Origin of the sequence: Bacteroides sp., from assembly GCF_052357945.1 — a bacterium.
GTDB lineage: Bacteria > Bacteroidota > Bacteroidia > Bacteroidales > Bacteroidaceae > Bacteroides.
Genome location: NZ_DAWCXD010000008.1, coordinates 23,146 through 38,534, shown reverse-complemented (window position 1 = coordinate 38,534; position 15,389 = coordinate 23,146). Strand labels below are relative to the sequence as shown.

General features: G+C 40.4%; 17 protein-coding genes and 3 pseudogenes. 8 read left to right on the top strand and 12 right to left on the bottom strand.

All coding sequences use genetic code 11. From position 1 onward, the window contains the following. Nucleotides 1-47 precede the first annotated feature (47 nt). The 6 genes and pseudogenes from ACT8YW_RS03740 (at nucleotide 48) to ACT8YW_RS03715 (ending at nucleotide 6,309) form a co-directional block, all read left to right on the top strand. Nucleotides 48-1,010: a stage II sporulation protein M gene (locus tag ACT8YW_RS03740; RefSeq protein ID WP_004306579.1), complete on the top strand. Its 963-nt coding sequence runs from the start codon at nucleotides 48-50 to the stop codon at nucleotides 1,008-1,010. After that, nucleotides 991-1,929 (top strand): hypothetical protein, encoded by a 939-nt coding sequence (locus tag ACT8YW_RS03735; RefSeq protein WP_004326239.1) that lies wholly within the window; start codon nucleotides 991-993, stop codon nucleotides 1,927-1,929. Before ACT8YW_RS03740 ends, ACT8YW_RS03735 begins: the two co-directional genes overlap by 20 nt. A gap of 16 nt (nucleotides 1,930-1,945) precedes the next feature. Next, entirely contained in the window at nucleotides 1,946-2,563 is a 618-nt protein-coding gene (locus ACT8YW_RS03730) for a DUF4129 domain-containing protein (protein WP_444104053.1), read from the top strand. Further along, a complete protein-coding gene (locus tag ACT8YW_RS03725) occupies nucleotides 2,560-3,831 on the top strand; it encodes a DUF4350 domain-containing protein (protein WP_444104052.1) in 1,272 nt (423 codons plus the stop codon). Before ACT8YW_RS03730 ends, ACT8YW_RS03725 begins: the two co-directional genes overlap by 4 nt. Before the next feature lie 11 nt (nucleotides 3,832-3,842). Further along, nucleotides 3,843-4,817: pseudogene (locus ACT8YW_RS03720) on the top strand (AAA family ATPase). Between the two features lie 181 nt (nucleotides 4,818-4,998). Continuing rightward, the gene (locus tag ACT8YW_RS03715) at nucleotides 4,999-6,309 is read left to right on the top strand and encodes a DUF58 domain-containing protein (protein ID WP_444104051.1); all 1,311 of its coding nucleotides are present in this window, start codon (nucleotides 4,999-5,001) and stop codon (nucleotides 6,307-6,309) included. Here the strand turns inward: ACT8YW_RS03715 and ACT8YW_RS03710 are convergent. The 6 genes from ACT8YW_RS03710 to ACT8YW_RS03685 all read right to left on the bottom strand — a co-directional run bounded on the left by ACT8YW_RS03710 (nucleotide 6,304) and on the right by ACT8YW_RS03685 (nucleotide 8,938). Further along, nucleotides 6,304-6,681, bottom strand: a complete 378-nt coding sequence (locus tag ACT8YW_RS03710; RefSeq protein WP_004299262.1) for a HepT-like ribonuclease domain-containing protein — start codon at nucleotides 6,679-6,681, stop codon at nucleotides 6,304-6,306. The two genes, ACT8YW_RS03715 and ACT8YW_RS03710, sit on opposite strands and share 6 nt — an antisense overlap. Continuing rightward, nucleotides 6,665-6,958 carry a nucleotidyltransferase family protein gene (locus ACT8YW_RS03705; RefSeq protein ID WP_004299263.1) on the bottom strand — a complete coding sequence of 98 codons (294 nt, stop codon included), beginning with the start codon at nucleotides 6,956-6,958 and terminating at the stop codon, nucleotides 6,665-6,667. The genes ACT8YW_RS03710 and ACT8YW_RS03705 overlap by 17 nt, the downstream gene beginning before the upstream one ends. Nucleotides 6,959-7,029: 71 nt before the next feature. Then, nucleotides 7,030-7,257: an immunity 17 family protein gene (locus ACT8YW_RS03700; RefSeq protein WP_004299265.1), complete on the bottom strand. Its 228-nt coding sequence runs from the start codon at nucleotides 7,255-7,257 to the stop codon at nucleotides 7,030-7,032. After that, nucleotides 7,254-7,667, bottom strand: coding sequence for a tRNA (adenosine(37)-N6)-threonylcarbamoyltransferase complex ATPase subunit type 1 TsaE (gene tsaE, locus ACT8YW_RS03695; protein WP_004299267.1), 414 nt, complete (start codon nucleotides 7,665-7,667; stop codon nucleotides 7,254-7,256). Before tsaE ends, ACT8YW_RS03700 begins: the two co-directional genes overlap by 4 nt. A gap of 13 nt (nucleotides 7,668-7,680) precedes the next feature. After that, complete coding sequence (locus ACT8YW_RS03690) at nucleotides 7,681-8,490, bottom strand: metal ABC transporter permease (RefSeq protein WP_004307944.1); 810 nt, start codon at nucleotides 8,488-8,490, stop codon at nucleotides 7,681-7,683. Nucleotides 8,491-8,494: 4 nt separating this feature from the next. After that, nucleotides 8,495-8,938 (bottom strand): hypothetical protein, encoded by a 444-nt coding sequence (locus ACT8YW_RS03685; protein ID WP_004299271.1) that lies wholly within the window; start codon nucleotides 8,936-8,938, stop codon nucleotides 8,495-8,497. 114 nt (nucleotides 8,939-9,052) lie between these two features. Between ACT8YW_RS03685 and ACT8YW_RS03680 the strand changes: the two genes are divergently transcribed. Together ACT8YW_RS03680 and ACT8YW_RS03675 are read left to right on the top strand one after the other, a co-directional pair. Then, a complete protein-coding gene (locus ACT8YW_RS03680) occupies nucleotides 9,053-10,180 on the top strand; it encodes a leucine-rich repeat domain-containing protein (RefSeq protein ID WP_444104050.1) in 1,128 nt (375 codons plus the stop codon). A gap of 36 nt (nucleotides 10,181-10,216) precedes the next feature. Further along, complete coding sequence (locus ACT8YW_RS03675) at nucleotides 10,217-11,218, top strand: M28 family metallopeptidase (RefSeq protein WP_444104049.1); 1,002 nt, start codon at nucleotides 10,217-10,219, stop codon at nucleotides 11,216-11,218. A gap of 56 nt (nucleotides 11,219-11,274) precedes the next feature. On the opposite strand, the gene ACT8YW_RS03670 is transcribed toward ACT8YW_RS03675, so the two are convergent. From ACT8YW_RS03670 to ACT8YW_RS03645, 6 genes and pseudogenes are all read right to left on the bottom strand, one after another. Beyond that, nucleotides 11,275-12,024 carry a GNAT family N-acetyltransferase gene (locus ACT8YW_RS03670; RefSeq protein ID WP_444104048.1) on the bottom strand — a complete coding sequence of 250 codons (750 nt, stop codon included), beginning with the start codon at nucleotides 12,022-12,024 and terminating at the stop codon, nucleotides 11,275-11,277. Between the two features lie 190 nt (nucleotides 12,025-12,214). Next, nucleotides 12,215-12,676, bottom strand: a pseudogene (locus tag ACT8YW_RS03665) (SDR family NAD(P)-dependent oxidoreductase); the annotation flags it as partial. Nucleotides 12,677-12,707: 31 nt separating this feature from the next. Then, nucleotides 12,708-13,220, bottom strand: a complete 513-nt coding sequence (locus tag ACT8YW_RS03660; RefSeq protein WP_444104047.1) for a DUF4251 domain-containing protein — start codon at nucleotides 13,218-13,220, stop codon at nucleotides 12,708-12,710. A gap of 71 nt (nucleotides 13,221-13,291) precedes the next feature. Beyond that, the gene (locus ACT8YW_RS03655; protein WP_444104046.1) at nucleotides 13,292-13,939 is read right to left on the bottom strand and encodes a hypothetical protein; all 648 of its coding nucleotides are present in this window, start codon (nucleotides 13,937-13,939) and stop codon (nucleotides 13,292-13,294) included. Nucleotides 13,940-14,434: 495 nt separating this feature from the next. Continuing rightward, nucleotides 14,435-14,539: pseudogene (locus tag ACT8YW_RS03650) on the bottom strand (Crp/Fnr family transcriptional regulator); the annotation flags it as partial. A gap of 99 nt (nucleotides 14,540-14,638) precedes the next feature. Then, nucleotides 14,639-15,355 carry an SDR family NAD(P)-dependent oxidoreductase gene (locus ACT8YW_RS03645; protein WP_444104045.1) on the bottom strand — a complete coding sequence of 239 codons (717 nt, stop codon included), beginning with the start codon at nucleotides 15,353-15,355 and terminating at the stop codon, nucleotides 14,639-14,641. Between the last annotated feature and the right edge of the window lie 34 nt (nucleotides 15,356-15,389).

Genomic DNA, 15,389 nt, shown 5'->3' with positions numbered 1-15,389 from the left:
TTTGCTTCCGGTTTCGGACAAAACTTATCCGAAATCTATTGAAAAGCATGAAAGAAGTAACGTTTATTCGTCGGAACATTGAAAAATGGAAGGAGACAGAGAAAGTTGTGGAGCGGGCGGCAAGTCTGTCCCCCGACCAACTGGCCGATGCGTATACGGACTTGACAGCTGACCTGGCATTTGCCCAAACACATTTCCCAACTTCCCGTATTACTATTTATCTGAATAATCTGGCTTCAGCGTTGCACAACGAAATCTACCGCAATAAACGCGAGAAGTGGACACGGATTATTACCTTCTGGACACAGGAAGTGCCACGAACCATGCACGATGCACGGCGCGAATTATTGACCTCCTTTTTGATTTTTGTTGCCAGCGCATTAATCGGCGTATTATCAGCAGCGAATGATCCGGATTTTGTCCGGCTGATATTGGGAAACGGTTATGTGGATATGACACTCGACAATATTGCCAATGGTGAGCCGATGGCCGTATATAATGGTTCTTCCGAAGTACCGATGTTCTTGGGCATTACACTTAATAACGTGATGGTATCTTTCAACTGCTTTGCCATGGGATTGCTGACTAGTTTCGGCACAGGGTATATGCTTCTCTCCAATGGTATCATGGTAGGAGCTTTTCAAACATTCTTTTATCAACACGATTTGTTGTGGGAATCCAGTCTTGCCATCTGGTTGCACGGAACGCTTGAAATCTGGGCGATTATCGTAGCCGGTGCCGCCGGATTGGCTTTGGGCAACGGCTGGCTGTTTCCCGGCACTTATTCCCGACTGGAATCTTTCAGAAGAGGAGCGAAACGAGGCTTGAAAATAGTGATCGGCACTGTTCCGGTATTCATTATGGCAGGCTTTATAGAAGGTTTTCTTACCCGGCACACAGAACTTCCCGATGTATTGAGGCTTGGCGTGATATTCACTTCTCTGGCATTTATTATATTCTACTATATTTATTTACCAAATAGAAAAAAACATGGAATCACAGAAACCTAAGATTGCGATGTATGTGAAACGTCCTTTCGGTGAGAAGTTGAACGCTTCTTTTGATTTTATAAAAGAGAATTGGAAACAATTGTTTAAGTATTCAACTTATCTGATACTCCCTATATGCTTAATTCAAGCCGCAAACTTTAGCGGTTTAATGGGAAGTATGACAGATATTACTGCTATGCAGGCGTCCGGAGGAATAAGTGATAATCCTTTAGCTGCTCTGGGACCTTCATTTGCACTGAATTATGCAGGAGTTATCTTTTTTTCATGTTTGGGAGCTTTGTTGATGACTTCCTTGATTTATGCGATGGTACGATTGTATAATGAACGGGAAGAACGCCTGAACGGGGTTGTATTCGGCGATATAAAATCGTTGTTGCTCCGTAATATTAAAAGACTGTTTTTGATGGGGATCGCCTGCAGCTTTTTATTCATCTTTGCGGTGATCTTTATTGTCTTATTGGCTGTATTGACACCTTTCACACTCATTCTGACCATCCCGCTTTTATTCGCGTTTATGGTTCCTTTGGCATTAATGGCTCCCATCTACTTATTTGAAGACATTTCGTTGGGTGAGGCATTTGCAAAAACATTCCGGTTGGGATTTGCTACTTGGGGAGGCGTCTTTCTAATTTTAATTGTGATGGGGATTATTGCCAGTGTGTTACAAGGAATCGTTTCTATACCCTGGTATGTGATCTATATTGTAAAAATGATCTTTACGATGAGTGACGGAGGTGCAACCTCTTCATCAGTCGGACTGAACTTTGCGCAATATTTGTTCTCTATCCTGATGTTGTATGGTTCTTACTTATCGGCTATATTCGGTATCGTCGGTCTGGTTTATCAGTATGGTCATGCATCGGAAGTGGTGGACAGCATAACGGTAGAAAGTGATATTGACAATTTTGATAAACTCTAAACCAAACCTCCACTAGATGAATCTTACTTCCCCGGCTGATACACTAGTTTGTGATACGGCGCAGATTGCCCTCTGGCAGTCTGATCCGGCATACAACTATAACCGTGAACTGATTACTCCGGAGATGAATGTCTTTGAGTGGATCAGCCGACAGTTTGGGGAGTTGTTGCGCAAAATATTCGGCAGCCATTTTGCTGAAGAGTATTCAGGGCTTATCCTGGTATGTATTGCCATTCTTCTTTTGTTGCTGATTGTTTGGTTTGTCTATCGGAAACGCCCGGAATTGTTTATGGTCTCGCATAAAAATGCGTTGTCTTATACAGTTGAAGAAGACACCATTTACGGAGTAGATTTTCCGGGAGGGATTGCGGAAGCGCTTTCCTGTCAGAATTACCGGGAAGCAGTACGTTTGCTCTATCTGCAAACTTTGAAACAACTTAGTGACGCTGAACGTATTGACTGGCAACTTTATAAAACGCCTACCCAGTATATCAATGAAGTCCGGCTACCGGCTTTCAGGCAACTGACCAATCATTTCCTGCGGGTACGTTATGGCAACTTTGAGGCGACGGAAGAACTCTTCCGAGTAATGCAGGCCTTGCAAGAAGAAATAGGGAAAGGAGGCGTTTCATGAAAGGAAGTCGTTGGTTCATTGTTTTTATCGTCGCTTTTCTATTCATCATGTTTGCAATAGAATATCATTTGCCGAAGAATTTTGTGTGGAAGCCCACTTTCGGACATCATGACGAGCAACCTTTCGGATGTGCAGTGTTCGATAGTGTGTTGTCTTCTTCTTTGCCACAGGGGTACACTTTTTCGAGGAAGAGTCTCTATCAATTGGAGCAGGAAGATACGACGCAACGCAAAGGTATATTGGTTATCTCTGATAATTTGCGATTGTCGGACGTCGATGTAAACGCTCTGTTGAAAATGGCGGAACGCGGAGATAAGATCATGTTGGTGAGTACCTTGTTCGGCAGGTATTTGGAAGATACCTTGCAGTTCAGGTCTTACTATTCTTACTTCAGTCCGATGGCTTTGAAGAAATATGCAACTTCATTTTTGAAAAAAGATAGCTTGCATTGGATAGGAGATTCGACGGTTTATCCCCGTCAGACTTTCTATTTTTATCCCCAGTTATGCTCCTCTTATTTTTGGGGAGATTCACTTCCGGAAAGGGTGTTGGCACAAAGAGTTTTTGAGTCGAATGAGTTCCGGTATGAAACAGAGATGGACTCGTTGACAACGGATAGTCTTGTTTATATGCCTGTAGCGATGTCCCGTCGGTGGGGGAAAGGAGAAGTTATTTTAGTTTCCACTCCTTTGATTTTTACCAATTACGGAATGTTGGACGGCAAAAATGCAACCTATATCTTCCGTTTGTTGTCGCAGATGGGGAAGCTTCCTATCGTTCGCACGGAGGGGTACATGAAAGAAACTGCACAGGTGCAGCAATCACCTTTCCGTTATTTTCTTGCACATGAACCGCTTCGTTGGGCTTTGTATCTGACGATGATTACCATCATACTCTTTATGATATTCACAGCGAAGAGGCGGCAACGGGTGATCCCTGTTATTCACGAGCCGGCCAATAAATCTCTTGAATTTACCGAACTGATAGGCACGCTTTACTTTCAGAAGAAAGACCATGCGGATTTAGTTCGCAAGAAGTTTTCCTATTTAGCCGAAGAACTTCGGAGAGAGATTCAAGTGGATATTGAAGAAGTGGCCGACGATGAACGCTCTTTCCACCGGATTGCCCGAAAAACCGGAATGGATGTCGGAGAGATTGCTAAATTTATCCGCGAAGTCAGACCCGTGATTTACGGAGGACGTGTTATTGATGCGGAGCAGATGAAGGTATATATCGATAAAATGAATGAAATAATCAATCATATCTAAAGAAGAAATTTATGGAAGAGAATACAGAACAGCGAGTAGATTTAACTCTCTTTTCCGAGAAGATACAAGAGTTGAAAGACCGGATTGCTTCCGTCATAGTAGGGCAGGAGCAGACAGTGGATTTGGTACTGACGGCAATTTTGGCGAATGGACACGTATTGATAGAAGGTGTTCCGGGAGTTGCGAAGACACTGTTGGCCCGTCTGACAGCTCGTCTGATTGATGCAGACTTCAGTCGTGTTTAGTTCACTCCGGACTTAATGCCGAGTGACGTATTAGGTACGACTGTGTTTAATATGAAAACGAATGGTTTTGATTTTCATCAGGGACCGATTTTTGCGGATATTGTATTGGTCGATGAAATCAACCGTGCTCCTGCCAAAACACAGGCTGCCTTGTTTGAAGTAATGGAAGAGCGCCAGATCAGTATTGATGGAACGACTCACCGGATGGGAGATCTTTATACGATTTTGGCTACCCAGAATCCGGTAGAGCAGGAGGGAACATACAAACTTCCCGAAGCACAGCTCGACCGTTTTCTGATGAAGATAACGATGGATTATCCTTCATTGGAAGAGGAAGTGAATATCTTGGAACGTCATCATACCAATGCCGCATTGGTGAAGTTGGACGACATCACTCCCGCTATTACCAAGGAAGAACTGCTGTCGCTTCGTGCTTTTATGAATCAGGTATTTGTAGACCGCACGTTACTTCAATATATCGCATTGATTGTGCAGCAGACCCGTACCAGTAAGGCCGTATATTTGGGAGCTTCTCCACGTGCATCTGTAGCCATGCTGCAATCGTCAAAAGCGTATGCTCTTTTGCAGGGACGTGATTTTGTGACACCGGAAGATATCAAGTTTGTAGCTCCTTATGTACTTCAGCACCGTCTGATCCTGACTGCGGAAGCTGAAATGGAAGGCTATTCACCGGTGAAAGTGACACAACGCTTAATTGATAAAGTGGAAGTCCCGAAATGAAAAGATTTATGATTTATGAATTCTGATTTATGATTTGGGCTGCGCGTTGGATGTCTGACCCTATTCATAACATAAATCGAAGAAATCATAAATCGTAAATTATAAACTGTACGTAAATTGTAAATTGTAAGTTGAAGAAATCGTAAATCCAAGAAATTATAAATTATAATTCATAAATTATTTGTTTCTAACTCGTCGTTTCTATATTGCCCTTGTCCTGGTTATCCTGTTGTTGGGTAGCGGATATGTTTTTGCTCCGTTCTTTGTTATCGGGCAGTGGGCACTCTTTGTCTTGCTTTTGGTGGTACTGGCAGACGTATATTCTCTTTATCGTATTCGTGGAATCCGTGCTTTCCGTCAGTGTGCCGACCGTTTCTCTAATGGCGACGAAAATGAAGTAAGTATTCGAGTAGAAAGTAGTTATCCGCATCCTGTATCTTTAGAAATCATAGATGAGATCCCTTTTATCTTTCAGAAACGTGATGTCGACTTTCAGGTGAAGCTTGGAGCAAACGAGGGAAAAACAGTTACCTATCGTCTTCGACCTACTCATCGTGGCGTTTACTCTTTCGGTCATATCAGAGTTTTTGTGACCGGAAAAATCGGCTTTATATCCCGGCGCTATACTTGTGCAGAATCTTTGGATATCAAAGTGTACCCGTCATATCTGATGCTCCATCAATATGAATTGCTGGCAATAAGTGATAACCTGACAGAATTGGGAATAAAACGTATTCGCCGGGTTGGGCATCATACGGAGTTTGAGCAGATTAAAGAGTATGTAAAGGGGGATGATTACCGTACGATTAACTGGAAAGCAAGTGCCCGCCGGCATGAACTTATGGTGAATGTGTACCAAGACGAACGTTCACAGCAGATTTATAATGTGATCGATAAAGGTAGAGTGATGCAGCAAGCTTTCCGTGGAATGACCTTGCTAGATTATGCAATTAATGCTTCGCTGGTGCTTTCGTATGTTGCCATGCGGAAAGAAGATAAAGCTGGATTAGTGACTTTCGATGAACACTTCGATACTTTCGTGCCTGCTTCCAAGCAACCGGGATATATGCAGACATTGCTGGAAAGTCTTTATAGCCAGCAGACCACTTTCGGGGAGACAGACTTCTCGGCTCTTTGCGTTCATTTGAACAAACATGTCAGTAAGCGTAGCCTGCTGGTACTATATACTAACTTCTCGAGCATAGGAGGAATGAACCGTCAATTATCTTACCTGAAACAACTAAACCGCCAGCACCGTTTGCTCGTAGTCTTTTTTGAAGATGTCGATTTGAAGGAATATATCGCCCAACCGGCAAAAGATACGGAAAGCTACTATCGTCACGTGATTGCAGAAAAGTTCGCTTACGAGAAGCGGCTGATTGTATCTACTTTGAAACAACATGGAATCTATTCTTTATTAACTACACCGGAGAATCTTTCGATTGATGTGATTAATAAGTATCTGGAGATGAAGTCACGACAACTACTATGATAAGTCTTTTATAATTTGTTCAACTGTTTCTTTTAAAGGAGGAAGATGTTTTTGTATGACTACCCAGATAATCTCGTAGTCAATGTTAGCATATTCATGAGAAATGATATTTCTTAATCCAATAACCTTTGCCCATGGAATTTGGGGATAATCTTTAAGAAAGTTCTTTTGTGTTTTGTCGTCAACAGCCTTAATCGTTTCTCCTATTACTTGGATTCGCATGATGCATGCGTCTAAGATGGTCATTCCCCAAGGTGATAACAAAAAATCATCTACGTTCTGAATGTTCTTACACCTTTCTTCAATGATAGATATTGATTCTGATATTTGGAGAAACTTGTCTTGGATTTCTTCTTTAAGCGTATATTCCATCTCTTGCTATTCTTTGGGAAATAAGTGAACGGAGGTTTTTACGCAAACGAAGGAGGTCTATTTTGCAGTTACATATACGTTCCAGTTCTTCTTTAATATCAAACATAATAAAAGGGTCCGGATCCTTTAGTTCAACAAAAACATCCAAATCACTCTCTTCATGTTGCTCTCCACGGGCAACAGAACCAAAAATACCAATAGAAATAATTCCATATTTCTCGGCAAACTGTTGTTTGAATTGGCGAATTTTTGTAAGATATTCATTGGTTGTTTTCACTTTTCTATCCTCCTTTCATACAAAAATAGTAAAAAATGGGAAGAAAACAAAAGGATTCTCTTAAAAACATATTATCCTCCTATGGCTTTCCGTGTTTCCACAAAGAAGAATACAGCCATTCCAATGATGATAATTCCCAGTATTCCATAGAAGAGCCTTGCCCGGTTGCGTCCTACATTCCGGACAATGGTTTGTGCGTTGCGCGTTGTAAAGAACCAGTCCCAGTTCAGCAATGACGCCAACAGGGAGACGATTCCTGCTAGCGCAAAGATTCCTTGTACGATATATTGTCCGGTCATAGTTTGATTACTCTATTTCCGTCTTCCAGTTCTTCAATCGTTACTTTTACGGCATTTCCCGGAAGTAATTCTTCTACCAGTTCCGGCCATTCGATAAAGCAGAGAGCGCCACTGTAGAAATAGTCTTCGTAGCCCATGTCATACACTTCGCTTAGTTTCTTGATGCGGTAAAAATCGAAGTGATAGATTAACTCTCCGGTTTCGTCCGAACGGTATTCGTTGACAATAGCAAAAGTAGGAGAAGTGATAACATCCGTTACGCCCAATTCTTCGCAGAGTGCTTTGACAAATGTCGTTTTGCCGGCACCCATCTTTCCGTATAAAGCAAATACAGTGTTGTCGCCCATAGCAGCGATAAATTCACGGGCTGCTTCATGGATACTTTCCAGTGATTGAATTTTGATTTCCATATACTATCTATTATTATGACTTTTTCCTGCAACAACTCTTTCCGATTTTACAAACAGCGTAAATCAGGATAGAGAAGAATATGATGGAAGCTCCCGAAGGGACTTTCCAGTGATAAGAAATAAATAATCCACCCAGGCAGCCCAAGAAACCGATGCCAATTGATAACCAGATAATCTTCTTGAAACTATAAGTGAACAAGTTGGCTGTCATCTGTGGAATGGTGAGAAGAGAAATGGCCAGTACGATGCCTACCATACGCAGGCAGGCTACAATTGTCAGCGCAATGAACATCATCAACACATATTCGAATATCTCTACCGGAATCTTTTGCGAACGTGCAAACTCACGGTCAAAAGCAATATATACGATAGGGCGGATAAACAGATAAAAGAATCCGGTCAGTATCAGTGCCAATATGCCGAGCATCCATAAGTCAATTTGGTTGATAGTCAGGATATTGCCGAAGAGGTAAGCTGATAAGTCAGGCGCAAATCCCGGCGACAGGAAGCTGAACATAATTCCGAGTGCCATCCCTAACGTCCAGAATACTGCAATGGCAGAATCTTCGCGCATATCTTTCCGTCTGCTAAGCCACTCGACACCAAAAGCCGATAATACCGAGAATACGGCTGCCGAGAGTATCGGAGAAATTCCGGCAAACAATCCTAACCCGATCCCTCCGAAAGAAGCATGAGTGATTCCTCCGCTGATAAATACCAGGCGGCGGGTTACAATATATGTACCGATAATCCCACAGGCAATGCTTGCCAGCAGACTTCCCAATAGGGCGTGTTGAAAGAATGTATATTGTAGTAAATCCATCACATCACCTGTCATCTGCCTTTTTTACTTCTATGTTTCTTCTTTCTCCGATAATCAGAAAAACTTCGTCTTTGAGATCATCCGGTAGTTCAATGCCACGGAGCTGAAGGCTACGTACCCATCCGGCCACTTCTACATCCAGTGTCGTATACAATACATCCCGAAACATTTCTGTTTCTTCTTCTGTATACGCATCTCCTGCCTTGCCAATGAACTGGTCCAGTTCTTCGTCATCGTAATATTCTATCTTTTTGCTGACAGCTGCCAGCAGGCTATCCCGTTCGCATACTTCGTGTTGTCCGCAGCATTCCACATCTACTTCCTTCACTTCCGGCATACGGTCCAGTTCGCCCTTTTCTATTTTCTTTTGCAGTCTTTTGTTGCGGATAATTCCGGCTATCAGCGCAATGACACCCAGCAACACCAGACTTATAATAAGTATCCACATGACAATATAACAGTTACCAATCAATTTTGTGCAAAGTTACTTATAAATTTGTATTCTATCGTGTATGCTATCTATTTCTTTCGTACTTTTGTATGTTACTAACTCAAATATAAGATGAAAAGACAGAGTATATTATTCGTTCGGAGTATGTGGGTGGTTATCTTATTCACTACCCTTGCTGCCTGTAAAGATACGGATAACAGAGTGTTTGGAGATGATTTTGAATTTCCGGCATTGACAGATGAAAACACGATTCGCTTTACAGTGAATGTTGTAGGAGACTGGCGGCAGTTGGACATTGTAGCAAGTGGGGGACGAATGGTGATAGATTGGGGAAACGGTCGTATACAGAAAATAGAAGATCCTTCTTCAATGAGTGGCGGAGTGGTATATAGATATGGAAATAAAGGGTTATATGAAGTGAGGATTTGGGCTGAAGAGCTGCAGCTTATCGATATAAGTGGTTTGCTTCTTCCTTTGAGTCATCTTTATTTGGGAAATATGCCGCGAATGAAATCACTGGCTTTGAATAGCATTTCTGATACTCGCGAATTGGACTTGAATACCTTCTGTCCTAATGCGGAAAGTATTAATATCGGTAGTTTCACTGATTTGGAGCATTTGGAGATTGAGGATTGTTTCCGATTGCGATCTATACAAGTTTATTCTAATCCCAAATTGACTTCAATAGAGTTTGGTAGTCATCCGGAAGCGGAAAGTTTATATTGTTCTTATAATGGTTTTTCTTCCCTTTCCCTTAAAAGCTTGCCGGCATTGCGCGATATTGATTTGAGTTCTAATGAAGTATTGTCACATCTGGAATTGAACGAGAAGACTTCAATTTCTGCGATATTGATACAAGGATGTGCTTTCCAATCAATTACTGATATATTGAAATGTTGCCCTTCTTTAAGGGAATTAAGTTGCTCATACAACAAATTGATCGAACTTGATCTGTCCGATAACTCTAATATTAGTGAATTGCGTTGTGAACATAATCAGCTAACTCGTTTAATGGTACCGCAAGGAAGTCTGTTAGAACATCTTTATTGTCACTCGAATCAATTGGATGAGGATGCCTTGAATACACTGTTTGATTCCTTGGGGCAAGTGCTGGAACCTGCTATTTATTATCCGACTCCTCCCCGGCAATATCGGATTTCTTTTAATGATAATCCGGGAGCAGATGATTGTAATAGAAATATCTTGAATGATAAAAACTGGATAGTTGAAAATAAGTAAAGTATGGACGATTGTTTCTTAAATCTTATATAGATCATGAAGAAAAACATTCTGCTTCTCTCTTTTTTGTGTAATTTTTCATTGTTGTTATCTGCCCAAACTAACGTAGAAAAAGGGTTGCAGAGTATCAACCGTTCCTCTGCCGAAGCTACTATCAACTTTTTGGCTAGTGATGAATTGCAAGGCCGTGAGGCAGGTTTTCATGGTTCACGTGTGACCTCGGAGTATATTGCTTTTTTATTACAATGGATGGGAGTATCATCTTTGGCTGACAGCTATTTCCAGCCTTTTGATGCTTACCGTAAAGAACGTCAGAAAAAAGGACGTCTGGAAGTGCATCCTGATTCCATAGTTAAACTGAAACAGGAAGTTCATCAGAAGCTTTCCATGAGGAATGTATTGGGAATGATTCCTGGTAAAAATACCAAAGAATATGTGATTGTGGGGGCGCATTTCGACCATTTAGGTATTGATCCTGCACTCGATGGCGACCAAATATACAATGGTGCTGACGATAATGCTTCCGGTGTATCGGCAGTGCTGCAAATAGCAAGAGCCTTTTTAGCCAGTGGACAGCAACCCGAAAGAAATGTAATCTTTGCTTTTTGGGATGGAGAAGAAAAAGGACTGCTTGGCTCAAAATATTTTGTACAAACTTGTCCTTTCCTGTCTCAAATCAAAGGCTATCTGAACTTTGACATGATTGGCCGTAACAACAAACCTCAACAACCCAAACAGGTCGTTTATTTCTATACATCCGCCCACCCGGTCTTTGGGGATTGGTTGAAAGAGGATATCAGAAAATACGGTTTGCAATTGGAACCGGATTACCGCGCCTGGGAAAATCCGATAGGAGGAAGTGATAATGGTTCGTTTGCCAAAGTAGGTATTCCGATCATCTGGTATCATACGGACGGGCATCCTGATTATCACCAGCCTTCCGATCATGCCGACCGATTGAATTGGGATAAGGTCGTAGAAATCACCAAAGCCTCTTTTCTCAATATGTGGAAGATGGCAAATGAGAAGTCCTTTTAATGAAGCTGATAAAATACAATCCTGATAATTAATGGGAAAGGTCAGGATTGTATTTCTTATTTTTTGAGTATTCTTTTTAAATAGTCGATAGTTGGCAAATTCACAGTCTCAAAACTTCCTTTATAAAATACAGCAAAATTATTAAAAACACACGGTAACTCTTTTGCTTTCTGTAGCGTATCTACCTGAATAAAAGAAACAGGGACATCATTTGTTTCACAATATTGTTTGATCATTTCAATGTATTTATAGATATAGGGGCATTGCATATCATAATAAATCGTCAGTTCCTCACTTTCTATTTTCAGATTCTTGGCATTTGGCGCAAATTGCGGTACTGTTCCGTCAAAAGAAAGAGCAAGCAATTCATATCCGTTATCAGTAGTGTCAACCACCTCAAAACCAAATTTCTTTGCAAATGATTGGTCGGAAAGCCAGCTCTTCTGTTTTTTTGCCCCAAGCATACAAATGCCGTATCTACCTTTTTCTTTGGCATCAGCTATACAGTACTCTATTAATGCTTTCCCATATCCGTTTCCTCGGGGGCTGCCTAAGACCCATAAACAATACAGATAATAATAGTTGTTACCGATGATGGGAACCCAAGCTGTTTCAAGAGGGGCATATTCCATGAAGACTGTAGCTTTTGCATTTAACTTTCTAAAGACATGGCCTTCATTCAGCCGGTCGGAAAGCCATTGTCGCTTTGCTTCAATACCAGGATGAGACTTTTTGCTGCGGATAAGGCAACATAAATGCTCATTAGAAAGATTTTCTGTTGTTAAGTTTACGAAATCAGTATTCATATATACCTTTGTTTCAAGTTCGATATTGTCAATCGGTTAGTGTAGTAATTGTAATTCTTTATGGGTCTGTTGATAGAGTACCTTTGCAAAGGTAGTGAATTTGTGCAGATAACCTCTCTTGCCAGGTTGTAGAATTCACGAAAGTTTCTTTTCTTACTATAATATAGAGAGGTGGCGAACAGGCAGAACTTTACATCTGGCAATAAATAGCAGATGGCAACAGACGAAACAGGATAGTTACATATCTCCATCTTTTGGAAATGAAAGCTACTTTTTTCTTTTTAGAGATAGCCTTTTTAATTTGTTTCACAGCTTTCTCAACGGGAGTAACCCAGAACAATCCTTCTCCTTTTGCCATGGCGGTGTCTACAAACCCGGGACGAATATCGGTAGTGTAAATAGAATAAGGAGATTTAGTTGCTTTCTGTCGTAGTCCTTCCACATAGTTGATTTGATAGGCTTTCGACGCGTTGTAGGCAGGAGCGATGCCACTTCCGCGCGTACCTCCAACAGAGGAAATGGTAACCAGATGCCCGCTTTTTTGCTGTTCGAAATATCGGAAACTCCAGTCTGCGATGTTGGTGAATCCCATCACGTTCGTTAGTAAGGTGGGTTCTTCCAATTGGTAGGATAGTTCGGGATTTAGTTCTCCGAAACATACTTCGATAAAACACGCCTTTTCCTCATTCGGCTTTAGTGTAAATATTTCCCCTAAAATTAATTATATTAGTTCCGGCACGATCATTAACCTGCACAAAACATTGGTTGGTATTTTTATACACAGTAATCAGAATTCTTCTTTTTAACCATTCTTGATTTCCCTCTATTTTCATGTCGAACTGAAGATCACCATTTGTTTTAATTTTCGCAGTTTTTATTTCGGCTGCAGTATCTTCTATCTTTAGGTACGGCCATGGATCGCCAGGAAAAACATCAGGAGTGAAATTGATTATAGCGTATTGTCCTAACATGGAGATATAACTTCCGATAGATGATTTTATAGAAACTTTTGAAATCGGCAAGTATAGTTCGGTCGCCTCAATGATAAATTTATGATTTTCCAATGCATCCAAAGCTTGTTGATAAAGAATCATAGACTTACTATCACTTACTTTTGCAACTGATTCAGCAGTATGACAACTAGCCAATAGTAAATTTAGAATAAGTATAGGTAATATTCTTATTATTGTTTTCATATTGAATTCATTTAGTTTGTACAAAAGCTGTTCAACATCATATGAGCAGCTTTTGTTTTTATATTTATGAATTAGCGATATGCTTTAAATGCCTTAATGGCAGCCTTAGTTCCATCTTTTATTCCAGTTCCATTTTTTCCTCTTAGCTCTCGTCCGGCACCCACTGACCATTTATCATAAGCGTAGTCTAAACTAGAAATATTTGTAAGTTTAGGATATAATATCCGCACTGTCCTGTACCAACCAAATTCCACGCCTTCAGCATATTCTTGTGATGCATAGTAATTTATTGTTTTGAGAGCTTCATAATATGTAAGTGAATTACTAGTTTCATACCAAGGTTTTGCAGCGGGTATAGGGATAATAAAAGTTGGTAATTCTATGATACGATCCAGACTTTCATTACCTATCCCCCCAATAGTAGTAGAATAGTGAATAGCATCAGATATTATATCATAGAAGGTAATTATTAAATCTCCATGTAATGGACTATAAGCTGAATGACACTCAGTACATTCGAATTGCCATCCTGCATTAAGAAATCCACATTTGGGACATCTCCAATGCCATGAAGATTCTGCTCTTGTCTGAATCTGTGTATTATTGAGTGAGAATTTTTCCATGACTGGATTTTCTTGACTACAACTATTGATAAACATACCGCCTATGATCATAAGTAGTATAATACATAAGTCTTTGAATTGTAGATGTGCTTTCATTGTTTTGTTTTTTTGGTGAATAAATTGAAACGATAAAATCTGATACATATTTTATCATTATAGTTTTGATGAGAATAATAGCAAGTAATGCAACTCCTTTCTTTTTAATATGCATTATTTTCATTTTGTACAAACTTAATAAAAATAATACATATATCAAAGTGTTCAAGTAAATATCTAGTGCAACCGCACCAAAATTTGTAGTGAGTATATCTGATATATTACAAATTGGAGCAGATAGTGCATTACTAACCAGTTACCCTTTTCTGAAGTATATTTCGTAACTTTCAGTTTTTCAATATAGTATCTTACTGTGTTATAGTAGTGGCGAAGGTATGGTTAATCCTGCAATAGTATTTTCAAACTTCATATTTTATAGAACTGGCAGACATCAAATGGTATTTGCTGGATATAGCTTTAGCCTTTTCCTCGGCAGCTATGGTCATAAAAATAGCCCGTTGCTTTTCAGGCATTTGATACAATTATGTTTCGTAGGTATTCTCCTTTTATATAATAGGTTGGTTTTCCCTGTTGCAACATAAAATCCACAATAGGGGAATAGTTGATACGGGGAGTATATTTATTGAAACCTTTGTAAATATAGTGAATTTGTGCAGATAATCTCTCTTGCCAGGTTGTAGAATTCACGAAAGTTTCTTTTCTTACTATAATATAGAGAGGTGGCGAACAGGCAGAACTTTACATCTGGCAATAAATAGCAGATGGCAACAGACGAAACAGGATAGTTACATATCTCCATCTTTTGGAAATGAAAGCTACTTTTTTCTTTTTAGAAATAGCCTTTTTAATTTGTTTCACAGCTTTATCAACGGGAGTAACCCAGAACAATCCTTCTCCTTTTGCCATAGCGGTGTCTACAAATCCGGGACGAATATCGGTAGTGTAAATAGAATAAGGGGATTTAGTTGCTTTTTGTCGTAATCCTTCCATATAGTTGATTTGATAGGCTTTCGACGCATTGTAGGCGGGAGCGATGCCACTGCCGCGTGTACCTCCAACAGAGGAAATAGTAACCAGATGCCCGCTTTTTTGCTGTTCGAAATATCGGAAACCCCAGTCTGCGATGTTGGTGAATCCTATCACGTTCGTTAGTAAGGTAGGTTCTTCCAATTGGTAGGAGAGTTCGGGGTTTAGTTCTCCGGTCCCGGCACAGATAATCAATATATCCATTCCACCCATCTTTTGAGTGAGAGTTTCGAGGGATGAAATGGTAGCTTGTGTATCGGTGATGTCGCACACTTGATAGAATAGTTTGTCTTTGTCCCGGGCGCATACCTCTTCTAATAGATTTTCCCTGCGACCGGTAATGCCGATAAGATAATCTTCTTGAGAATAGACTTCTGCCAATCCACGACCGATGCCGGAAGTTGCACCTATAATTATAATTTTTTTCATGAAATACAATATACTTTGTTTGCCCGCAAAAGTA